General features: G+C 66.2%; 21 protein-coding genes and 1 tRNA gene. 12 read left to right on the top strand and 10 right to left on the bottom strand.

Going from position 1 to position 20,570, the window contains the following annotated elements; genetic code table 11:
• Positions 1-57 precede the first annotated feature (57 nt).
• From ACFFF7_RS10905 to ACFFF7_RS10895, 3 genes are all read right to left on the bottom strand, one after another.
• Positions 58-142 (bottom strand) — tRNA-Leu (locus tag ACFFF7_RS10905).
• 74 nt (positions 143-216) lie between these two features.
• Entirely contained in the window at positions 217-498 is a 282-nt protein-coding gene (locus tag ACFFF7_RS10900; protein WP_379481381.1) for an integration host factor subunit beta, read from the bottom strand.
• A 140-nt stretch (positions 499-638) separates the two neighbouring features.
• Positions 639-983, bottom strand: a complete 345-nt coding sequence (locus ACFFF7_RS10895) for a GntR family transcriptional regulator (protein ID WP_379481380.1) — start codon at positions 981-983, stop codon at positions 639-641.
• 177 nt (positions 984-1,160) lie between these two features.
• On the opposite strand from ACFFF7_RS10895, the gene ACFFF7_RS10890 reads away from it, so the two are divergent.
• The 4 genes from ACFFF7_RS10890 (at position 1,161) to ACFFF7_RS10875 (ending at position 6,282) form a co-directional block, all read left to right on the top strand.
• Positions 1,161-2,780: a peptide MFS transporter gene (locus ACFFF7_RS10890; RefSeq protein ID WP_379481379.1), complete on the top strand. Its 1,620-nt coding sequence runs from the start codon at positions 1,161-1,163 to the stop codon at positions 2,778-2,780.
• 26 nt (positions 2,781-2,806) lie between these two features.
• Positions 2,807-4,219 (top strand): amidohydrolase, encoded by a 1,413-nt coding sequence (locus tag ACFFF7_RS10885; RefSeq protein WP_379481378.1) that lies wholly within the window; start codon positions 2,807-2,809, stop codon positions 4,217-4,219.
• Positions 4,216-5,517, top strand: a complete 1,302-nt coding sequence (locus ACFFF7_RS10880) for an amidohydrolase family protein (protein ID WP_379481377.1) — start codon at positions 4,216-4,218, stop codon at positions 5,515-5,517. The genes ACFFF7_RS10885 and ACFFF7_RS10880 overlap by 4 nt, the downstream gene beginning before the upstream one ends.
• Before the next feature lie 81 nt (positions 5,518-5,598).
• Entirely contained in the window at positions 5,599-6,282 is a 684-nt protein-coding gene (locus tag ACFFF7_RS10875) for an NnrU family protein (RefSeq protein ID WP_379481376.1), read from the top strand.
• Position 6,283: 1 nt separating this feature from the next.
• Here ACFFF7_RS10875 and dxs read toward each other — a convergent pair whose 3' ends face one another.
• The gene (gene dxs, locus ACFFF7_RS10870; RefSeq protein WP_379481375.1) at positions 6,284-8,206 is read right to left on the bottom strand and encodes a 1-deoxy-D-xylulose-5-phosphate synthase; all 1,923 of its coding nucleotides are present in this window, start codon (positions 8,204-8,206) and stop codon (positions 6,284-6,286) included.
• Between the two features lie 86 nt (positions 8,207-8,292).
• On the opposite strand from dxs, the gene ACFFF7_RS10865 reads away from it, so the two are divergent.
• Entirely contained in the window at positions 8,293-8,679 is a 387-nt protein-coding gene (locus ACFFF7_RS10865) for a VOC family protein (protein ID WP_379481374.1), read from the top strand.
• Positions 8,680-8,740: 61 nt separating this feature from the next.
• Here the strand turns inward: ACFFF7_RS10865 and ACFFF7_RS10860 are convergent, their stop codons facing one another.
• From ACFFF7_RS10860 to rpe, 5 genes are all read right to left on the bottom strand, one after another.
• Complete coding sequence (locus ACFFF7_RS10860; RefSeq protein WP_379481373.1) at positions 8,741-9,208, bottom strand: Fur family transcriptional regulator; 468 nt, start codon at positions 9,206-9,208, stop codon at positions 8,741-8,743.
• A gap of 43 nt (positions 9,209-9,251) precedes the next feature.
• Positions 9,252-9,413: a hypothetical protein gene (locus ACFFF7_RS10855; protein WP_379481372.1), complete on the bottom strand. Its 162-nt coding sequence runs from the start codon at positions 9,411-9,413 to the stop codon at positions 9,252-9,254.
• Between the two features lie 146 nt (positions 9,414-9,559).
• Positions 9,560-11,125: a bifunctional phosphoribosylaminoimidazolecarboxamide formyltransferase/IMP cyclohydrolase gene (gene purH / locus ACFFF7_RS10850; protein ID WP_379481371.1), complete on the bottom strand. Its 1,566-nt coding sequence runs from the start codon at positions 11,123-11,125 to the stop codon at positions 9,560-9,562.
• A 6-nt stretch (positions 11,126-11,131) separates the two neighbouring features.
• Complete coding sequence (locus tag ACFFF7_RS10845) at positions 11,132-13,039, bottom strand: heparinase II/III family protein (protein ID WP_379481370.1); 1,908 nt, start codon at positions 13,037-13,039, stop codon at positions 11,132-11,134.
• 3 nt (positions 13,040-13,042) lie between these two features.
• A complete protein-coding gene (rpe, locus tag ACFFF7_RS10840; RefSeq protein ID WP_379481369.1) occupies positions 13,043-13,705 on the bottom strand; it encodes a ribulose-phosphate 3-epimerase in 663 nt (220 codons plus the stop codon).
• 159 nt (positions 13,706-13,864) lie between these two features.
• On the opposite strand from rpe, the gene ACFFF7_RS10835 reads away from it, so the two are divergent.
• The 7 genes from ACFFF7_RS10835 to ACFFF7_RS10805 all read left to right on the top strand — a co-directional run bounded on the left by ACFFF7_RS10835 (position 13,865) and on the right by ACFFF7_RS10805 (position 19,831).
• Positions 13,865-14,737: a hypothetical protein gene (locus tag ACFFF7_RS10835; protein WP_379481368.1), complete on the top strand. Its 873-nt coding sequence runs from the start codon at positions 13,865-13,867 to the stop codon at positions 14,735-14,737.
• A gap of 2 nt (positions 14,738-14,739) precedes the next feature.
• On the top strand, positions 14,740-15,009 hold the full coding sequence (locus ACFFF7_RS10830; RefSeq protein WP_379481367.1) for a PqqD family protein: 270 nt from the start codon (positions 14,740-14,742) through the stop codon (positions 15,007-15,009).
• On the top strand, positions 14,984-15,403 hold the full coding sequence (locus tag ACFFF7_RS10825; protein WP_379481366.1) for a lasso peptide biosynthesis B2 protein: 420 nt from the start codon (positions 14,984-14,986) through the stop codon (positions 15,401-15,403). Before ACFFF7_RS10830 ends, ACFFF7_RS10825 begins: the two co-directional genes overlap by 26 nt.
• An 83-nt stretch (positions 15,404-15,486) precedes the next feature.
• Complete coding sequence (locus tag ACFFF7_RS10820) at positions 15,487-15,615, top strand: hypothetical protein (protein ID WP_379481365.1); 129 nt, start codon at positions 15,487-15,489, stop codon at positions 15,613-15,615.
• 38 nt (positions 15,616-15,653) lie between these two features.
• Entirely contained in the window at positions 15,654-17,603 is a 1,950-nt protein-coding gene (locus tag ACFFF7_RS10815) for an asparagine synthase-related protein (protein ID WP_379481364.1), read from the top strand.
• Positions 17,604-17,642: 39 nt separating this feature from the next.
• Complete coding sequence (locus ACFFF7_RS10810; protein WP_379481363.1) at positions 17,643-19,343, top strand: ABC transporter ATP-binding protein; 1,701 nt, start codon at positions 17,643-17,645, stop codon at positions 19,341-19,343.
• A 56-nt stretch (positions 19,344-19,399) separates the two neighbouring features.
• Positions 19,400-19,831: a DUF2141 domain-containing protein gene (locus ACFFF7_RS10805; RefSeq protein WP_379481362.1), complete on the top strand. Its 432-nt coding sequence runs from the start codon at positions 19,400-19,402 to the stop codon at positions 19,829-19,831.
• Here ACFFF7_RS10805 and ACFFF7_RS10800 read toward each other — a convergent pair.
• Entirely contained in the window at positions 19,818-20,567 is a 750-nt protein-coding gene (locus tag ACFFF7_RS10800; RefSeq protein ID WP_379481361.1) for a phosphocholine cytidylyltransferase family protein, read from the bottom strand. The genes ACFFF7_RS10805 and ACFFF7_RS10800 overlap by 14 nt on opposite strands.
• Positions 20,568-20,570 lie beyond the last annotated feature (3 nt).

The following is a 20,570-nucleotide window of genomic DNA, read 5'->3' as shown; positions in this document are numbered from 1 at the left end:
AATTGGCAAACAGATGGTTAACACACCGCACGATTTGGCGCTTCAGCCTGCCTTTCGTGGTGCGGACGGTGGGACTCGAACCCACACGAGCAAGGCTCAGGGGATTTTAAGTCCCCGGCGTCTACCATTCCGCCACGTCCGCGTGATGGGTGTCTGGTGCGCCTATCGCCTCCGCGATTGGCTGGCAACACCGGCCGGATGGCCTGTCCGTACCAATCAATCGCTATTCAAACGCGCGCGCATTTCCTTGCCGGGCTTGAAATAGGGCACGCTTTTGCCCGGCACATCGACACTGTCGCCGGTACGCGGGTTGCGGCCCTTGCGCGGATCGCGCTGGCGGGTCGAGAACGAGCCGAAGCCGCGCAGTTCAACACGCCCGCCTTTGGCGAGACGCTGGGCGATCTCGTCGAAGAAGACGTTCACGACTTTTTCGATTTCTTCGGCACGAAGGCCGGGGTTCTCCTTGGCAAGTGCCTGGAGCAATTCGGATCTGATCATCGCACGCCTTCCCCGGATCGTTGACGACCCGGCCCTGTTGGTTCGCAAAAGCGCGGCACAGCTTTCGACCCGGTGCAAGCGGCACTGCGGGCAGGACTATGTCAGAGCATATCCAGGTGTGCAATCCATAACCCTGAAGGCTAGGCGTTTTCCCCAAGCAGTTCGGCGAGTGACAGACCCAGTCTGTCGATCCGTGCCCGCACAACCGGCCATTCCTGCGCGAGGAACGATTCGCGCTCGCTGCTGCGCAGGCGCTCGGCGGCACCGCGCGCCACGTACATCCCGACCCCGCGCTGGACTTCGACCAGCCCGTCAAGCTGGAATTGCTGATAGGCCTTGGCCACGGTCAGCGGATTGGCCCCCTGATCGGCGGCAAAGGCGCGCACCGACGGCAGCATCGCCCCTTCGGGATAGGTGCCATCGATGATCGCGGCGGCGATCAGATCGCGCAGCTTGAGGTAAACGGGTTTGCCGGTGGGTGCCATGGTGAATGACTGCCATAATACAGCGCGGCAGGCAAGCTGCATCGCGCCGCGACCCGACAATCGCAACAATCGAAAAGGCGCGGCAAATTTCGCTTCACAGGTGGAAAATCATCGGTAGAGTTTTGTCATAATTTGCAGCCTGCCTGCGGGCCGCATTTCCGGGACAAGGGATCGCAAATGAAAGACATGTCACTCTGGACCGAGGGCGACTGGATCGCGGCAATCGGCGCGCTGGCGCTGTTCGCCTTCCTGGCCATCGGCGGAATGATTGCCATGCGCCGCAGCGAAGAGGTGGTCGGCCACCCGCGCGGCCTGTTCGTATTGTTCTATGCCGAAATGTGGGAACGCTTTTCCTATTACGGGATGCGCGCGCTGCTGGTGCTCTACCTGACCAAGCACTGGCTGTTTTCCGACGGCAAGGCCAACCTGATCTACGGCGCTTACGGCGCGCTGGTCTATATCACCCCGGTGCTCGGCGGGATTGTCGCCGACCGCTACCTTGGTCAGCGCAAAGCGGTGATCTTCGGCGGCGTGCTGCTCGCGCTTGGCCACGGCCTGATGGCGGTCGAAGGCAGCGGCGGGCAGGGCGATCCGACGATCAACGTGTTCTGGGCGGCGCTGGCCTTCATCATTGTCGGCTCGGGCTTCCTCAAGGCCAATATCTCGGTGATCGTCGGCCAGCTCTACAAGATGACCGACGTGCGCCGCGATGCGGCCTACACGATCTTCTACATGGGGGTGAATGTCGGGGCCGCGCTGGGGACGATCCTGGTCGGCTATCTGGGCGAGACGCTGGGCTGGGCCTATGGCTTCGGGCTGGCGGGGATCGGCATGGTCGTCGGCCTCCTGATCTTCATCGCCGGGCGCCCCTCGCTGCGCGGCCGGGGTGAAGCACCCCAGCCGCTGACCCGCCAGCGCGAAGTCACGCTCTACGGCGTCGGCGTCGGCGCGGTGGCGGTGATCTGGCTGCTGATCCAGTATCAGGACGTGATCCAGAACCTGCTGATCGTCAGCGGTCTGGCCATGCTCGGCTACACCCTGTTCGAGGCGTTCAAGCTGCCAAAGGAGCCGCGCGAACGGATTTTCGCGATGCTGTTCCTGATCGCGCTCAACCCGCTGTTCTGGGGCCTGTTCGAACAGGCCGGGGGCAGCCTCAACCTGTTCACCGACAAGTATGTCGACAAGGGCGGGGTGCCGACCAGCCTGTTCCAGTCGATCAACCCGATCTACATCGTGCTGTTCGCCCCGGTCTTTGCCGCGCTTTGGCAATGGCTTGGCCGCAAGGGGCTGGAACCATCGGCCCCGGCCAAGTTCGGACTGGCGCTGACCCAGGTCGGGCTGGGCTTCCTGGTCTTCGTTTGGGGGGCCAATTCGGTCGGTGCCGCGGCGATGACCCCGGTGCTGTTCGTGTTCCTGATCTACCTGCTCCACACCACGGCGGAACTGTGCCTGTCGCCGGTCGGGCTGTCGGCGATGGCGCGGCTCGCCCCGCTCCACCTCGCCAGCTTCGTCATGGGGGCGTGGTTCTACATGACCGCGGTCGGCAACTTCGTCGCCGGCAAGATCGGCGAAGCGACCGGCGGCGAAAGCGGCGAGATGTCGAAGGAAGTGACCCTGGCGATCTATTCCAAGATCGGCTGGGTGGCGATCGGCATCAGCGTGCTGGTCCTGCTGGTTTCGCCCTTCGTCAAGAAGTGGATGCACCTCGATACTCTGGAAGACCGCACCCCGCCGGAAGACCACACCTATGGCGGCGGCGAAGGTGAAGCCGCGACAGGGTCGCTGCCGCGCGCATAGGTCACACACCACAGGGGAAAAACGACATGGGGCTAAGGGCAATAGGGGCCGGCGGACTGGCGCTGGCCCTTGTTTTGGGGAGCGGCGCGCCGCTGATCGCCAAGGACAAGAAGAAGGACGAAAGCGCCGCGGTGAAGGCCGCGCGCGATTTCGACAAGAACCCCTTCCCGTCGACCTACAAGCCCTATCCCGGTCGTACCACGCTGATCACCGGCGCCACCGTGTTCGACGGCAAGGGCGGCCGGATCGAGAGCGGCAATGTTCTGATCAAGGACGGCAAGCTGGCCGGGGTGTCCGGGGCGCTCGCCGACATGGACGTGCCACCGGATGCCGTGCGGATCGATGGTAGCGGCAAGTTCGTCACCCCGGGAGTGATCGACGTCCACAGCCACCTCGGCGTCTATGCCAGTCCGGCAGTCGAGGCGCACAGCGACGGCAACGAAATGACCAGCCCGACCACGCCCGAGGTCTGGGCCGAACATTCAGTCTGGCCGCAGGATCCCGGCTTTTCGCGCGCGCTGACCAACGGCGGGGTGACCAGCCTGCAGATCCTGCCCGGATCGGGCAACCTGATCGGCGGACGCTCGGTGGTGCTCAAGAACGTCTATGCCCGCACCGTCCAGGGGATGAAGTTTCCCGGCGCGCCCTATGGCATGAAAATGGCCTGCGGCGAGAACCCCAAGCGGGTCTATGGCGAAAAGGGGCAGATGCCTTCGACCCGGATGGGCAACTTCGCGGTCGACCGCGCGATCTGGATCAAGGCCAAGGAATACCGCGCCAAGCGCGACGCCGGCAAGCTGGAGGAACGCGACCTCGCCATGGAAACCCTCGCCGGGGTGCTCGACGGCGATATCAGGGTCCAGAACCACTGCTACCGCGCCGACGAAATGGCCCAGGTGCTCGATATGGCCAAGGAAGCCGGGTACAAGGTCGCCGCCTTTCACCACGCGGTCGAGGCTTACAAGATTGGCGAACTGCTCAAAGAGAACGACGTCTGCGCGGCAATTTGGGCCGATTGGTGGGGCTTCAAGATGGAAAGCTATGACGCAGTGCCCGAAAACGCCGGGCTGCTGTACAAGGCCGGGGCCTGCGTGGTGATCCATTCGGATGACGAGAACGGCATCCAGCGGCTCAACCAGGAAGCCGCCAAGGCGCAGGGTTCGGCGCGCCGTGCCGGAATTGCGATCCCCGATGAGGAAGTGGTGCGCTGGTTCACCCTCAACGCCGCCAAGGCGATCGGCGTCGATAAAGACACCGGTAGCCTGGAAGCAGGCAAGATGGGCGACGTGGTGCTGTGGAACGGCAATCCGCTCTCGACTTACAGCCGTCCCGAAAAGGTCTGGGTCGACGGCGCGCTGCTTTATGATGCGAACGATCCCAAGCGCCGCCCTGTCAGCGATTTCGAGCTGGGCCAGCCCGGTGAAGGAGAGGTCAAGTGACGGCCCGCACCGCATTGCGCGCGCTGGCTGCGCTGCTCGTCGGAACCGATGTCCCGCTTGCCGCCCACGCGCAAGACATGGCGATCACCGGCGGCCGCGTAGTGATCGGCGATGGCTCCGCCCCGATCGAGAATGGCACCGTGCTGATCCGCGGCGGCAAGGTTGTGGCCGCCGGAGCCGGCGTCGCCGTGCCGCCGGGCGTGCCGGTTGTCGATGCCGCTGGCAAATGGGTCACCCCGGGACTGGTCGTCGCGGTGACCGATCTGGGCCTGGTCGATGTCAGCGCGGTCGACGAGAGCAACGATACCCAGGCCGACAAGGCCACTTTCAACGCCGCGCTCGATGTCTCGGCGGCGATCAACCCTGCCGCCCAGCCGATAGTCAACGCCCGCGCCAATGGGGTGACCCGCGCCGCGGTCGCGCCGCTTGGCACCGGGGCGATCTTCGAGGGCCAGGGCGCGGTGATCGACCTTGGCAGCGATTCCCGGCCGGTGACCGTGGCGCGCGCGTTCCAGTACGTCGAACTGGGCGAGGATGGCGCGCGGCTTGCGGGCGGCAGCCGGGTGGCGGCCTATGCCGTGCTGAAAAATGCACTCGACGAAGCGCGCGAGATTGCCGCCGCCCCGGCCGGCGCGCGGCGCAACGATGCGCTGCTGACCCGCCGCGATGCGGCCGCGCTGATCCCGGTCGTCACCGGCAAGCAGCCGCTCTACGTCCATGTCGAGCGTGCCGCCGACATCCGCATGGCGCTGAGTCTCAAGGGCGACTTTCCGCTGCTGCGGCTGGTCATCGTCGGGGCGAGCGAAGGCTGGCTCGCAGCGCAGGACCTCGCCGCCGCGGGCGTCCCGGTGCTGGCCACCCCGCTGAACGATCTGCCCGCGCGCTTCGAGCAGCTTGGCGCGACCCAGTCTAATGTCGGTCGGATGGCTGCCGCCGGGGTCAAGGTTGCGCTTGGCGCCTACAGCGGAAACTCACCGGTCGTGACGCAATATGCCGGCAACCTGGTTGCGCTGACCCGCCTGCCGCGCGCCAGCGGGCTGAGCTGGGACAAGGCCTTCGCCGCGATCAGCTCGGGCCCGGCCGAGGCGATGGGCATGGGCGACCGGTTGGGTTCGCTGCGTCCGGGGCGCGCCGGCGACGTGGTGATCTGGGACGGCGACCCGCTCGAGGCGCGCTCCGGCGTGGTCAGGGTGTGGATCGACGGGACTGAACAGCCGCTGCGCAGCCACCAGACCCGCCTGCGCGAGCGTTATGCCGAACCGCAGGAGGGATCGCTGCCCAAGGCCTACGACTGGTAGCAGCCCGGCCTTAATCCGGCGCTTGCCAGCCGGTTGCAATCTGCTACTTGTGTTAACGTTGTTAACATGGGGAGATCTGGCATGGACCCGAGCATCGGCTGTCTGATCGCCGCGAATGCACTGTTCGTCGGCACGCATTTCGCAATGTCGCATCCTTTGCGCGCGCCGCTGGTCAAAGCGGCGGGGCCGATGGGCTTCCAGGGTCTCTATTCGCTGGTCGCCCTGGCCACGTTCGCGTGGGTCGTTTTCGCGTTCCGCGCCGCCGATCCGGGCGTTCCCGCGTGGAACGGGCAAGCAGACCTGGCCTGTGCGCTGGCGACGCTGATCATGCTGATCGCTTCGGTTCTGCTGATCGGATCGTTCCTGGGCAATCCCGCGCTGCCCGCGCCGGGCGCGGCAGAACTTGCCGCCAAGGGCCCACACGGGGTGTTCCACGTCACCCGCCACCCGATGATGTGGTCCTTCGCGCTGTGGAGCGTTGCCCACGTGGCGGTAAGCCCCACCCCGCGGGTAATCGTGCTGAGCATCGCGATCGGCGTGCTCGCGCTGGTCGGCGCGCGGATGCAGGACGGCAAGAAGGAAGCGCTGATGGGCCCGGCGTGGCGCGAATGGGAAAGCAAGACCAGTTACTGGCCCCGGCTTGGCGCGCTGGCCCAGGCCGGCGCGGTGCCGTGGCTGGGCGGCCTCGCCCTATGGCTGGCTGCAACCTGGGCGCACGGCTGGCTGATCGGCATGGCCGCGGGGGTGTGGCGGTGGGTGGGCTGACCTAAGCCCTAGCTTCCTCAACCCCCGCCGAGTTGTGCCGCAGCGCTTTCAGCACGGCGTCGACGATGTGCGGGGCGTTTAGGCCAGCCGCATCGTACTGCTTGTCCGGCGCGTCCTGGTCCTGGAAGCGGTCGGGCAGGCGCAGGGTGCGGATCTTGAGGCCGGCATCGGTCAGGCCTTCGTCGCTGGCCATGGTCAGGACATGGGCGCCGAGCCCGCCGATGCTGCCTTCCTCGACCGTCAGCACGACTTCGTGGGTAGTCATCAACTGGCGGATCAGATCGTTGTCGAGCGGCTTGACGAAGCGCAGGTCGGCGACCGTGGTCGACAGCCCCTTGGCCTCGAGCTGATCGGCGGCCTTGAGCGCTTCGGCCAGCCGCGTGCCCAATGACAGGATCGCGACCTTGGTGCCGTGCCTGACCACCCGGCCCTTGCCGATCGCGAGCCGCTCCGGCACTTCGGGCAGCGCTACCCCGGTGCCGTTGCCGCGAGGATAACGGAAGGCTATCGGGCCGCTGTCGTGGCAGGCGGCGGTATAGGTCATGTGGACCAGCTCGGCCTCGTCCGCCGCGGCCATCACCACGAAATTGGGCAGGCTGGCCAGATAGGTCACGTCGAAGCTGCCGGCATGGGTCGCGCCGTCGGCCCCGACCAGCCCGGCGCGGTCGATCGCGAAGCGGACCGGCAGGTTCTGGATCGCAACGTCGTGGACCACCTGGTCATAGGCGCGCTGGAGGAAAGTCGAATAGATCGCGCAGAACGGGCGCATCCCCTGCGCAGCCAGCCCGGCGGCAAAGGTCACCGCGTGCTGTTCGGCAATCCCGACGTCGAAGGCGCGGGTGGGGTGGGCCTTGGCGAACTTGTCGACACCGGTGCCACTCGGCATCGCCGCGGTGATTGCGCAGATCGTCGGGTCGCTGTCGGCCAATTTGGCCAGCGTTTCGCCGAAGACGTTCTGGTAGGACGGAGCGCCGGGTGCGGCCTTGACCTGCTGGCCGGTGATAACGTCGAACTTCTGTACCCCGTGGTACTTGTCGGCCGCTGCTTCGGCTGGGCCGTAACCCTTGCCTTTTTGCGTTACGACATGGATCAGGCACGGGCCTTCGGCAGCGTCGCGGACGTTTTCCAGGATCGGCACCAGCTGATCCAGATTGTGCCCGTCGATCGGACCGACGTAGTAGAAGCCCAGCTCCTCGAACAGAGTCCCGCCCATCGCCATGCCGCGGGCAAATTCGTCGGTCTTCTTGGCTGCCTTGTGCAGCGGCTCGGGCAACTTGCGCGACAGACGCCGGGCAATGTCGCGCAAGCTCAGGAACGGCCGCGAGGACACCAGCTTGGCGAGATAGGCGGACAGACCGCCGACCGGCGGGGCAATCGACATGTCATTGTCGTTGAGGATCACGACCAGGCGGTTGCCCGCCTGCTTGGCGTTGTTCATCGCCTCATAGGCCATGCCCGCGCTCATCGCGCCGTCGCCGATCACGGCAATGCCCTTGCCCGGAGTGCCTGCCAACTGGTTGGCCACGGCAAAGCCCAGCGCCGCCGAGATCGAGGTCGAACTGTGGGCGGTGCCGAACGGATCGTATTCGCTTTCGCTGCGCTTGGTGAAGCCCGACAGGCCGCCGCCCTGTCGCAGCGTGGTCATCCGGCTGCGCCGCCCGGTGATGATCTTGTGCGGATAGGCCTGATGGCCGACGTCCCACACCAGCCGGTCCGCCGGGGTGTTGAAGACATAGTGGATCGCAACCGTCAGTTCGACCACGCCCAGACCCGATCCCAGGTGGCCGCCGGTCTGCCCGACCGCGGCGATGGTTTCGGCGCGCAGTTCATCGGCCAGCTGGCGCAGCTGTCCGGGGGCAAGGCGGCGGAGGTCTTCGGGGGTGTCGACCGTATCGAGCAGCGGGGTTGCCGGAGATTGGCTCATGGCCAGTGCATTACACACTTGCTACAGCGCTGTCGATTGAGTCCGGCGCACGCCCGTACCCTCCTGCACCAAAAGGAACTTGCCCGATGAGCCTGCCTGCCGCTGCCGCGCCGCTTTGCTTCGTGATCACCGCCGACCGGGCGCAATCGAAAGCATTTTACGCCGATGTCCTGGGCCTGCGCGTACTGGGCGAGGACGACCATGCCGTGACTTTCGATCTTGGCAATCGCACCCCCATGCGCCTGACGACGGTCGAGGGCTATCAGGCGCCGGGGCACACGGTGCTGGGCTGGCACGTCGCCGACATTGCCGCCACCGTGGCTGCGCTGAGGGCCAAGGGTGTCGCATTCAAGATCTATGAAGGTTACAGTCAGGACGCCGCGGGCATCTGGCGCGCGCCCCAAGGCGGATCGGCCGTGGCCTGGTTTCCCGACCCCGACGGCAACCTGCTCAGTCTGACGCAATTTGGTTGAGTGCGGACAGGCCACACGGCCTGTCCTAGCAACGCCAATCGCGGAGGCGATCGCGTACCAATCAGGACTCCGAACAGTCACCACACAGACCGCGCAGCTCGACCACCGGGCGGATGTCGGCGAAGCCGGCCTTGTGGGCGGCGTCGACCAGCGCGCCGGTCAGCTTGTCGTCGTCGATGTGGGTGGCCTTGCCGCAGCTGTCGCAGATCAGGAAAATGCAATCGTGGCGGCAGCCTGGATGCGGGTTGGCGACATAGGCATTGGCGCTTTCGACCCGGCGGGCCAGATTGGTTTTCACGAACAGGTCGAGGATGCGGTAAACCGAATTGGCGGCAACGCGCTTGCCCCGCGCCTTGGACACATCCTCGGCAATGTCATAGGCCGAGGCGGGGCGCGGCTGGTCCATCAGGACCTGGAAGACTTCGCCGCGCATGTCGGTCCACTGCTCGCCCGCATCGACAAGCTCGGACCGCGCCGCCTCGATCAGGCTTTCGCCGTGGGGTTCGTGGTGATGATGATGTGCCGCCATGCGGCAGATATAGGACGCCGCAGGCTGCGGCGCAAATCGCGGCTCAGCGCGTCTGGTCGATCGCGATCGGCGCGGCTTCGGCGGCGGGGATCACGCCGCTCTTGGGCGTATCGGCCCAGCTGCCAGCCGTCGCCAGCAATGCCGCCGCGCCCAGGGCAAAGCCGACGGCGAAGGAACGGTACAGATCAGCTTTGAACAGGCCCATGACGGCGGCTTTCGGAAATGCGGTGATTCGCTTGACGGCCCTAGTGCAGATCAGGCCCTTACCGTCGAGTGAACGTGGTCGATTCCCCGACATGATCGCGACGAAATGCAGCGGACTCGCGGTGAAGCGATGCGGTTAATGCCTGTTCAGTGGCGGAAATGGCGCATGCCGGTAAAAACCATGGCCAGTCCGGCCGCGTCGGCGGCGGCGATCACCTCGTCATCGCGGATGGATCCGCCCGGCTGGATCACCGCCGTTGCCCCTGCTTCGGCAGCCGCCAGCAGCCCGTCGGCAAAGGGGAAGAAGGCATCGGAGGCAACCGCGCTGCCGACCGTGCGGCTTTGCCCCCAGCTGAACTTTTCCGCCGCCTCGGCAGCCTTCATCGCGGCAATGCGCGAGGAATCGCGGCGGTTCATCTGACCCGCGCCAATTCCGGCAGTAATCCCGTCCTTGGCATAGACGATGGCGTTCGATTTGACGTGCTTGGCGACGGTCCAGGCAAAGCGGCAATCGGCCAGTTCCTGCGGCGTGGGCTGCCGCTTCGTCACCACCTGCAGATCGCCGAGCGTGCCGTTGTCGCGCGACTGGAGGAGGAATCCGCCGGTGATCGACTTGAGCGTTACCCCCGCACGATGCGGATCGGCGAAAGGCCCGCACAGCAGCAGCCGCAGGTTCTTCTTGGCCGCGAATATCGCGCGCGCGGCGTCATCGGCACCCGGCGCGATCACCACCTCGGTGAAGATCTCGCAGATCGCGCTTGCGGTGGCACCGTCGAGCGGGCGGTTGCAGGCGATAATCCCGCCAAAGGCCGAGACGCTGTCGCAGGCAAAGGCCGCCTGATAGGCTTCAAGCAGGGTATCGCCGGTAGCGACCCCGCACGGGTTGGCATGCTTGACGATGACCACCGTCGGCGGCCCGTCGCGGAATTCGGCGACAAGTTCGAGCGCGGCGTCGGCATCGTTGTAATTGTTGTAGCTGAGTTCCTTGCCCTGGACCTGCTCGGCCTGGCCCACCCCCGGTGTCGCCGGCCCGGCGGGCAGATAGAGCGCGGCCTTCTGGTGCGGATTCTCGCCATAGCGCAGTTCGTCGGCGCGCTTCAGCGGGATTGCGGCGCTTTCGGGGAACATCTCGCCCTGATCGGCAAAAGCGAACCAGGCCGCGATTGTCGCGTCGTATTGCGCCGTCAGGGCAAAGGCCTTTGCTGCCAGCCGCTTGCGCTCTTCCAGCGTGGTCGTGCCCCTCGCGACCAGGGCATAGTCCGCCGGATCGGTGACGATGGCGACAAAGCCGTGGTTCTTGGCGGCCGAGCGGACCATGCTGGGCCCGCCGATGTCGATGTTCTCGATCACCTCGTCGCGCGCCGCGCCGCGGGTAACGGTCTGCGCGAAGGGATAGAGGCTGACCACGACCAGGTCGATCGCGCCGATGCCGTAGGCGGCCATCGCTGCGGCGTGTTCGGGATTGTCGCGCACCGCGAGCAGTCCGCCGTGGACCTTCGGGTGCAGCGTCTTGACCCGCCCGTCCATCATTTCGGGAAAGCCCGTCAGGTCGGAAATGTCCTGCACCGCAAGACCCGCATCGCGCAGCGTCTTGGCCGTGCCGCCGGTCGAAACCAGTTCGACCCCATGCGCGGCCAGGGCCTGGCCCAGTTCGACCAGCCCGGTCTTGTCGGACACCGACAGCAGTGCCCGGCGGATCTTTACTTCACTCACGTTCGCTTATCCCATTTTCTTGAGCAGCCAGGCAAAGCTGCCGCCGCCGCGCGAGGCCATGCCCGAGATGACCAGCTGCTGGATCGGTTGCGGTCGGCCCTGCCCGTCAGCCCACAAGCTTTCTTCAAGTGTGACCTGCCCCTCACCCCCGACCCGGAACTGCCAATAGGACCCGTCGGGCAGGGCCAGCCCTGCGCCCTGGCCGTCCTCGGACAGGCCGACTTCGATCCCGGCGCCAAGATGAAAACGGATGGCGAAGCCGACCTTGCCGGTCTTGCCCTTGCCACTTTTCGGCACCAGCAGATCCTCGCCGCGCAGTTCGCTGCCGTCGTCGCGCAGGATCAGGATACGGCGGTGGATCAGCCCGTGGCGCGAGGCATAGCCGTTGTGGCTGGCCTCGAGCCGGGTCGCCCCGCCCTGGCGCTCGCCCGGAATGACGCGGCGATCGACCTCGACCTCGGAAACGCCGCCGCCCAATTTGCCGCCGATGACCACGGCGGTTGAATTGGCATCGTCGAGCACCAGGGTCGAATGGGCGGCGGTGGCACGCAGGCCCTGCTCCAGCCGCACCGGGATCAATCCGCCGGCGCAGGCCGCGCCGCCGCAGTTTACAATGATTCGCTGCCCCGCCTGGCTGAATTCGAACGCCAGGGTCGAGGCGCAGCCCGAACGGGCATGCTTGGCCAGCGGCGGCGGCGCGGCATCGAACTGCAGGATCGACTTGCTAGCCACGACCCGTTGATAGCCCCATTGCCGAACATCGCGCAGAGGGCGAGTGCGTACACCCGAAGCACCGATCAGCGCGGCAAGGTCGGCCGCATCGACCGCCCAGCCGCCCTGCCACGAACCCAGTGAGCCATCGCCGTGGGTCAGCGCCAGCAGGGGCGGGACCAGCAGCCCCATGATCGCTTCCAGCGCCTGCGGCGGATCGCGCCGCACTGCCTGATAGCAGGCGCGCAGCCGCACCAGGAGGGCGATCGCTTCCATCTGCATCAGGGAACTGCGCGACAGCACCCCGCCATCGTCGCCGACCATTTCGCCCAGTGCCTTGACCAGACCGGCTTCGCCGAACAGGCGGCGCGGCTTGCCATCAGGCAGCAGCAGTCCCGCCGCGACGATCCCGCACCACCCGGCGACTTCGCCCAGCAGGTCTTCGGCGCGGCCGACGTTCTTGTCGAGCCAGCGGGCCGTATCGCCGATCTGGACGAACACCCGGCTGCGCAGCGCGGAGTCGTTTCCGGACAGGATCAGCGGAGCGTGGACCAGCCAGTTGAGCAGCCGGGTTCCGGCATTGCCGACCATCCACGCCGGACCCTTGCCCGGCCGCGACGGCGCGCCGGGATTGGCATTGAGCCATGCCGACAGCACGCGCTCTGCCACAGGCGCGCCCTGTTCGCGCGGCCCGCAGGCGTCGAGATCAGCCAGCCAGGCGAAGGAATGAACCACCCGCTCCAGTGGCGGGGCCATCCGCGCCGCACCGGCAAAATCGACCTGGGCGATCGGTGCCTTGACGCCATGGACCAGGAAATGCCCGGCGCGCAAGGCGGTGCCGGCGACGCGCGATCCGGGCAGTGGGCTGTGCACCGTGGCCAGCAGGCGCGGCTTGGCAGTCTTGCCGAAATGGCCCGACAGCGCCGAACCGGGAATGCCGAGGCGGTAGGCAAAGCGCAGCAGTCGTTCCCCGGCGCCGACCGCGGGCGGGGCAAAATCGGCCAGTGCCAGCGCGCGGCCCGGCTCGATCAGTTCGCCGGGTGCCTGCGAAGGCAGCGCTTCTGCCGGGGGCACGTCAGCCTCGGTCAAGGCGCCCTCCTCGCAGCCCGCCGCCAGCGGAATGGCCGGCCCCGTCCCTTCCGCCGGCGCCACGTGATCCCGGATCGATCCGGCGGCGTGGCGGGTGGAAAGGGCATCGGCCATGGCTCACCCCAGACCCTTGAGCGCGGCGATATTGGCCGCATAGCGTTCCGGACCGCCGCGGAACGTCGCGCTTCCGGCCACCAGCACATCGGCCCCGGCGGCAACACAGAGCCGCGCGATCTCGGCATCGACCCCGCCGTCGACTTCGAGCCGGATGTCGCGCCCGCTCTTGTCGATCGCCTTGCGCACGGCCTCGATCTTGCGCAGCTGGCTGTGGATGAAGCTCTGCCCGCCAAAGCCGGGGTTGACGCTCATCACCAGGACCAGGTCGATCTCGTCATAGAGATAGTCGAGCATCTTGGCCGGAGTGGCAGGGTTGAGCGAGATGCCGGCCTTCTTGCCGTGGGCCTTGATCGCCTGCACGGTGCGGTGGGCGTGCGGGCCGGCTTCGGGATGGAACGTGATGATATCGGCCCCGGCTTCGGCAAAGGCATCGATGAACGGATCGACCGGGGTGATCATCAGGTGCACATCGAAGGGCTTGGCACTGTGCGGGCGCAGCGCCTTCACTACCATCGGGCCGATCGTCAGATTGGGCACGAAATGCCCGTCCATCACGTCGATGTGGATCCAGTCGGCGCCGGCGGCGTCAACGGCGCGCACCTCTTCGCCCAACCGGGCAAAGTCGGCGGACAGGATCGAGGGTGAAATCAGCGGCGCGGGCATGGGGTTTGACGCGGCTCCTTAAGCGGCGCTTAGCCACCGCATCTTGCGTGAACAAGCGCGGAATCACGTGTTTTCCACACTGTATCTGGGGTGGACCGCATCCCATTCGCCCTGCCGCAGAGTTGACCTTGGCCAGAGCGGGGGGCATGCCGCCCGGCAATGTCCCCCGTTTCCGCCATTCACAGCAAGATCGCCAGTGCGCCGGCGCTGCTCGCCGCCGAGGCCAGGCTGCGTGAAGGTACCGTGCCAAGCCAGCTTGGCGGACATGCGGTTCCGCCCGGATCGATGCGGCTTGATGGCGAGGCTTTTATCCTCAACACCACGACGGGCTATGCCTTCCATTACGCGAAGGGCCGTGGCGTGACGATGACCCGCAGCGCGATGGCGGATCCGGCGGAGCAGGAACTATGGCTGAACGGCAGCGTCTATGCAGCGATTGCCGCAATCCATGGCTTCATGCCGTTCCATGCCTCTGCCGTGGCGTGGGACGGCGCGGTCTACGCGTTTTCCGGACCGAGCGGTGCGGGAAAATCCACCCTGACAGCGGCGCTGGGTGCCCACGGGCTGCCGCTGTTCTGCGACGACACGCTGGTGCTGGACATCAGCGATCCGGCGCGGGTGTTGTGCCTGCCCGGACACAAGCGGCTTAAATTGACGCCGCAGGCCCTGGCTCTGACCGGCACGCGTGCGCTGGAGAAAGTCGATCCGGAGATCGACAAATACTACGCCGAACCCCTGGCAGGGCCGGTTGGCGAGGTCTTGCCGCTGGCCCGGCTGATCTTCCTGGAGGATGGGGAGGGTCCGGTCTTTGCGCCGATCGTCGGTGCCGGAAGGGTGGCGCGGATCAACGATGACCACTACACCACAGACCTGTTCGTTGCCGCCCGCAATGATACGCTGGCGCAGCGCTTTGCGCTGGTCGCAGAGCTGGCCCGGACTATTGTGATGGAGCGGCTGGTGCGGCCACGCGATGACGCCAGCTTTGCAGCCGTCACCGCCGGAATCGCCGCACATATCAAGGAACGGGGGTGACCATGTCCGGACTGCTTGCCAAACGTCGCGGCGCATTTTCCGAAACCGCGGTCGACGATGAGATCGTCCTGCTTAATCTGGATGACGGGACGTTCTTTTCTTTGACCGGGACGGGAGCGGAAATCTGGCCGCTGATCGACGGGACCCGCAGCCGCGACAAGCTGGTCACGGTGCTGGCTGCCGCGCACGGCGCTGCGGTTGACGAAGTCGCGGCGGACCTTGACGTCTTTCTGGCGCAGCTGGCCGATGCCGGATTCATCGAAAACACCTGATCCCTGGCGCCTGCGGGTACGAACCACCGAGGCGTTGCTTGCGCTGGTCGCGGCGCGATGCGCACTCGCGCTGGTACCGCTGAAAGCCTGGCAAGGACGCCTGGGCCTGGCTGGCGAGGCTTCCGATACGGCGATGCGGCAGGCGCGAAAGCTGGCGCAACATGTCGATCGGGCGGCGTTGCGCCTGCCCTTCGCCTGCAAGTGCCTGCCCCGGGCCATGGCGCTGAGCCGGATGCTGCGCATGCGCGGCCTGCCCCACCGCGTGATCATCGCTGTCCGACCAGCCGGCGCGCGGGGCGGGGGTGACGATCTTCATGCCTGGGTCGAAATGGGCGGAACGATCGTGCTGGGCGATCTGCCGGGCCCGTGGGTGCCCGTGCTGATTCTGCCGTGACCGTGGCGAGACCTTGCCAAACACTTGGGAATCGCGGATAACGCGGATCAACTATTATCCAGCATTTTGATCGGAGAAGACCCGTGTCCAAGACTGTGCAGACCGCGAAAAGCTGGAGCAAGCCCGAACTGATCAAGCTTGGCAAGATCGGCGACGTCGCGGGATCGGCATCGGCCAACAACAACGGTGCCAGCCCGAACCCGAGATCCTAAGCCGAATAAGCGCCGGTCCGCGCTTGCGGGAAAGCTAGGTGCTGGCACTTCTGATCGGGCCGCGCGCCAGCGAAGACGGTTTGGGCGAGCGGACAGGTGCCTCGCTTGGCTTGTTCGCCGGGGTTGCCGTATCCGCCTGGCGCGATGACAACCGAATTGCGTGGCAGCTGCCCCGGGTTGGCGACCTGCCAGCCCGTTCGCAGCGCCGCAAACTGGCTGGCCGGACAAGCCTGGCTCCGACGATTCTATCCGATGGCACGGCGGTGCAGGTCCACGGTTGGATCGACAACTGCCGCGAACTGGCGGCCGAACTTGGTTGCCCGGCCGACGATCAGGCGCACGTCTATGGCTGCGCGGTCAAGGCCTGGGGGGATGAGGCCGACTGCAAGGTCCTTGGCGGGTACTGCGCAACCTATCATCGTCCGGGATCGGGCGAACTGCGTCTGGCGCGAAGTCCGCTCTACGGGCCGCCACTCTACTACATGCACAATCAGGACGCAGTCGCCGCCGCATCCGTGCCGCGGGTCCTGGAGGCCATGGGTCTGCCGCGCGTGCTCAATCGCCAGCGCCTGGTCGACAGCCTCTATTTCAACCTGACCGACGAAGAGAGCTATCTCAAAGGGTCATTCAAGGTGCCCTACGGCGCTGTCGTCCATGTTTCTGCCCAGGCCCGGCGGGCGCACCGGTTCTATGATCCGCTGAAAGTACCAAAGCAGCCCAGGGCCAGCGCCCGCGACTATGTTGATGAGGCCGACAGGCTGCTGACCGACGCCTGCGCACGCTATCGCGACAGCGCCCATAATGCCGGGGTCCTGTTGTCGGGCGGGCTCGACAGTCCCAACGTGGCGGCCCGCCTGTTGCGCGGAATGCCACAGGAACGCCGGTTGCAGGCCTTCACCTATGTTCCGCTGGAGGGCCACGGCCAGCCCGATATTCCAGGCGGGCTGGCCGACGAGGGGCCCGCAGTGCGGGCATTCTGCGCGATACACCCGGCCATCGAACCGCATTTCGTCGACAACCGCGACTACGAATTCGATCACCGCCTGGAAGACATGTTCCTGGCGATGGGTACGGGAACGGTGAACCTGGCGGCGTTCTTCCGTTATCACGGCATCTTCACCGCAGCGCGCGACGCCGGGTGCGACATGGTGCTCTCTGCCGATCACGGCAACTTCACCTTCAGCGCCTCTGGCAACTGGGGGTATGCCGAATATCTGCGCAAGGGCCGGCTGATCGAGCTGTGGCGCGCCTTGCGCGGCGAGTCCCTTCGGCCTGGCTCGCTCGGCTGGCGCTTTCTCGCCCTGGCGGTTGCGCCGATGTTGCCCTACCCGGTCTGGCGCCTGGCCATGCACCTGCGCGGCCGCAGCATCGATTCCGACAATGTCGAGATTAGCGCGCTGCGCCCCGAAGCCTTGCGAGACTTCGCAGTCGAAGCGCGCGCCAGGCAGGCCGGGACCCGTTATGAACGCCCGCTCTACGGCTGGCGCGAAGGCCTGATCCGCGACAACTTTGCCCGCGGTGACGTCGAAGGCTCGGACATGATCCAGGGCTGGGAACAACTCTATGAAGTGTCGATGCGCGATCCGACGTCCTATCGTCCGCTCGTCGATTTCTGTCTGGGCCTGCCCACCGACATGTTCCTGCGCGATGGCCAGACCCGCTGGCTTGGCCGCGAACTGGGCCGCGGCCTGATGCCCGAGGCCCAGCGGACGATGCCAGGCCATGGCCAGCACAATTCCGATTGGCACAAGCGCCTGACACCGCGACGCGATGACATGCGGCGCGAGGTCGCAGCGATCCGTGCCGATCCCGTACTGGCCGGACTGATCGATACCGACCTGCTGCTTGCCAATATCGATAACTGGCCCGCAGCCCAGTCGATCGAGAACGATATCTATTTTCCGCACGCGTTCCGTCTGCCACGGGCCATCGCCATGGGCCGCTATGTCCGCTTCATGACCGGCAGCAACGCCTCGCACGAAGCCTGAGCGGTTTTCAGCGCAGCCAAACCTGCTAGCCTTGCCGCCATGCTCCAATCGCTCAACCGTCTGATCGGCCCCGCGCACCGCACCGGGGCGGCATGGCTGCTTGTGCTGATGGTGGCATCGGCGCTGACCGAAAGCCTGGGCGTGATGTTGCTGGTGCCGCTGCTGGCCTCGCTTGGCGCGGCAGATGGCGGATTGCTTGGGAGCAGGCTGGCCGCATGGGGGGTCGGATTGACACTTGGTCCGGCGCTGGCCGCGTTCGTGCTGCTGGTCTTGCTGCGGGCAGTGATCAACCAGGCCCGCAACGCCGCGGGCCTGCGCCTTGAGCTGGCCGTGATCAATGCGCTCAGGCAGAGGGCGTGGCGGGCGCTGCTCAATGCCGATTGGCGCAGCCTGGCGCAGATGCGCCGCTCCGACAGTGCCAGCGTGCTGATTTCCCATATCGACAGGTCCGGTTTCGGGATCAATCAGGCGGCAGCCGGGCTGGCAGCGCTGATCACCCTGGCCGGATTGGGTATCGCCGGACTGGCGATTGCGCCGTTCGTCACGATCGGCGGCGGTCTGGGCGGATTGCTGGTGCTGTGGGCCTATGCCGGAACCCGCCGTCGCGCTGCGCAATTGGGTGAGGCGATGGGGCGGGCTTACCGGACAATACATGCCGGTCTGGGCGAAACCCTGGACGCACTGCGCACAGTAAAAAGCCTGCAGGGAGAGGCGCGCGCCGAAGCGGGCGCCTTTGCCGGATTTGCCGATCTGACCCGAACCCGGATCGCCTATCAGCGTGATCTGGGGCGCGGGCAGATCGCCCTGCAGGGAGGCGGGGCGGCCGTTCTGGCAGTGCTGGTATGGCTTGCGGTCGCGCGCTGGGGGCTGAACGGCGTGCAGATCCTGCCGGTCGTCGCTCTGTTCGCGCGGGCTTTGCCGCTGGTCGGATCACTGCAGGAAGCCTGGCAGAATTATGCTCATTCCCGGCCGGCGATCGACGCCGCCTACGCGCTGATCGACCTGGCCGAAGCCGCGCGCGAGGCAGAACTGCCCAAGACCCCGCCACCGTACCTGCGCCAGGCCATTGCCCTGGACGCGGTCACGGTTCGCTATGCCCAGGCAGACGCACCGGCGCTCGATACGGCGTCCTTTTCGATAACGGCAGGTTCGCTTGTCGCGGTGACCGGCGCTTCGGGGGCAGGCAAGAGTACGCTGGCTGACGTGCTCGGCGGACTGATCAATCCCGATACGGGTGATCTGATCATCGACGGGATCCCGCTCGATCCGGCGCAGCGCCGCGCCTGGCGCTCGCAAGTCGCCTACGTTCAGCAGGACCCGGCAGTATTGTCAGACACGGTGCGCGCCAACCTGCTGTGGGCTGCGCCCGATGCAGATATGGCCCGAATCGAAGCCGCGCTGCGCGATGCGGCCTGTCAGTTCGTCCTCGACTGGCCTGGCGGGATCGACACCCGGATCGGGGACGGTGAACGCACTCTGTCAGGCGGGGAGCGCCAGCGACTGATGCTGGCGCGGGCGCTGCTGCGCCGCCCGGGCCTGCTGATCCTCGACGAGGCAACCAGCGCGCTGGACAGCCATAACGAAGCCCTGATCGCCAAGGCTCTGACCGGGCTGAAGGGACGGATGACCGTGGTGATGATCTGCCATCGCGGCGCCTTGCTTGCACTTGCCGATCAGACGATTAGTCTTGATCGAGGAAGAATCGTTGATGACAGCGGTTCAGCGGGGCGGACTGAATGAAGGCTGGATCGGGGCGGTTTGCGCGTTGGGCGGCGTATGGCGCGGCGGCACTGCTGATGGCTGCCAGTGCCCATGCCCAGCCCCTTGCCCCGGCCGATTGCGTCGGCACGCCCAGCGCTGTCTGGCTTCGCGTAACCGTGGACGAAGTGCGCAGCGGCAATGGCCTGATCGCGCTGACACTTTATGCGGACGATCGTTCGCGCTTCCTGGTCAAGCGCGGCTCGCTCGCCGTGATGCGTGTTCCGGCCCGGCCCGGCACGACAGAGGCCTGCATCTTCCTTCCCGCCGCGGGCATTTACGCAGTGGCGATCTATCACGACGAGGACGGCAACCAGAAGTTCAACCGCAGCGGGCTGGGCTTTCCTGCCGAAGGCTTCGGATTCACCAACAACCCTGCAACGCTGGCAGGCCTGCCGAATTTCAGCTCGGTCCGACTGCGCGTGACGCAGGCCGACCTGCACACGCGCATCCGGCTTAGATATCCCTGATCGCCGAATAGACCTCTGCCAGTTCCCGCGGCGCCTGTGCTTCGGCCAGGGCGTGGGCGCGAGGATCGTCGACGTCGAGCCACCAGGCATTGCCGACATCCCACGTCGCCGCACGTCCGACGTCGGCCAGGGCCTGCATCCCGTCGGACAGGCTGCCTGCCTTGCCCGCGGCTATCGCCGCCGCGATGGCTTGCGCCAGCTCAGGAGTGGCCAGGAAAGCACCGCAATCGACCGCATCGTATACGGGAATGGTCTTGCCGATCGCGCGGATAAAGCCGCGATCGCCGGTTTCGACCCAGGTGGCGTCGTCCGGATCGACCAGCGGATTATCCGGCCGGCGATCGATTGCCAGGGTGACCCCACGGTCCGCGCCGCCCTGGCGCGCCAGACCGGACAGGATGCCGGCGGAAAAGATATGGTCGGCCATCATCAGCAGAAAGTCGCCCGCAATCCGCTCCGCCCCGGTCATGACCGACCAGCCATTCGGCTTCGACCAGTCAGCGACACGCGCCGCCTCGACCGGAAGGCCGCACCGTACCGCCAGACCGGGCAGCGCCGCCTCCAGCCGTTCAGCCTCGTGCCCGGTCGCGACAACAACCTTTTGCGCCCCCGCCGCCTTGGCCTGGCGCACGCCGAGTTCAAGCAGGGGAATCCCGGCAATCGGTGTCAGCGGCTTCGAATCGGACAGATCGCGCAGGCGGCTGCCGAAACCGGCGGCGATTATAAGAGCATCCATCGT

The sequence above is a fragment of the Novosphingobium aquiterrae genome (assembly GCF_042434435.1).
Lineage (GTDB): Bacteria > Pseudomonadota > Alphaproteobacteria > Sphingomonadales > Sphingomonadaceae > Novosphingobium > Novosphingobium aquiterrae.
This window is presented reverse-complemented; position numbering and strand designations above follow the sequence as displayed.

Coding starts and splice junctions, on each gene's coding strand:
- ACFFF7_RS10900 (WP_379481381.1), bottom strand. CDS start 498: ATGATCAGATCCGAATTGCTCCAGGCACTTGCCAAGGAGAACCCCGGC.
- ACFFF7_RS10895 (WP_379481380.1), bottom strand. CDS start 983: ATGGCACCCACCGGCAAACCCGTTTACCTCAAGCTGCGCGATCTGATC.
- ACFFF7_RS10890 (WP_379481379.1), top strand. CDS start 1,161: ATGAAAGACATGTCACTCTGGACCGAGGGCGACTGGATCGCGGCAATC.
- ACFFF7_RS10885 (WP_379481378.1), top strand. CDS start 2,807: ATGGGGCTAAGGGCAATAGGGGCCGGCGGACTGGCGCTGGCCCTTGTT.
- ACFFF7_RS10875 (WP_379481376.1), top strand. CDS start 5,599: ATGGACCCGAGCATCGGCTGTCTGATCGCCGCGAATGCACTGTTCGTC.
- dxs (WP_379481375.1), bottom strand. CDS start 8,206: ATGAGCCAATCTCCGGCAACCCCGCTGCTCGATACGGTCGACACCCCC.
- ACFFF7_RS10865 (WP_379481374.1), top strand. CDS start 8,293: ATGAGCCTGCCTGCCGCTGCCGCGCCGCTTTGCTTCGTGATCACCGCC.
- ACFFF7_RS10860 (WP_379481373.1), bottom strand. CDS start 9,208: ATGGCGGCACATCATCATCACCACGAACCCCACGGCGAAAGCCTGATC.
- ACFFF7_RS10855 (WP_379481372.1), bottom strand. CDS start 9,413: ATGGGCCTGTTCAAAGCTGATCTGTACCGTTCCTTCGCCGTCGGCTTT.
- ACFFF7_RS10845 (WP_379481370.1), bottom strand. CDS start 13,039: ATGGCCGATGCCCTTTCCACCCGCCACGCCGCCGGATCGATCCGGGAT.
- rpe (WP_379481369.1), bottom strand. CDS start 13,705: ATGCCCGCGCCGCTGATTTCACCCTCGATCCTGTCCGCCGACTTTGCC.
- ACFFF7_RS10835 (WP_379481368.1), top strand. CDS start 13,865: ATGTCCCCCGTTTCCGCCATTCACAGCAAGATCGCCAGTGCGCCGGCG.
- ACFFF7_RS10830 (WP_379481367.1), top strand. CDS start 14,740: ATGTCCGGACTGCTTGCCAAACGTCGCGGCGCATTTTCCGAAACCGCG.
- ACFFF7_RS10825 (WP_379481366.1), top strand. CDS start 14,984: ATGCCGGATTCATCGAAAACACCTGATCCCTGGCGCCTGCGGGTACGA.
- ACFFF7_RS10810 (WP_379481363.1), top strand. CDS start 17,643: ATGCTCCAATCGCTCAACCGTCTGATCGGCCCCGCGCACCGCACCGGG.
- ACFFF7_RS10805 (WP_379481362.1), top strand. CDS start 19,400: ATGGCTGCCAGTGCCCATGCCCAGCCCCTTGCCCCGGCCGATTGCGTC.
- ACFFF7_RS10800 (WP_379481361.1), bottom strand. CDS start 20,567: ATGGATGCTCTTATAATCGCCGCCGGTTTCGGCAGCCGCCTGCGCGAT.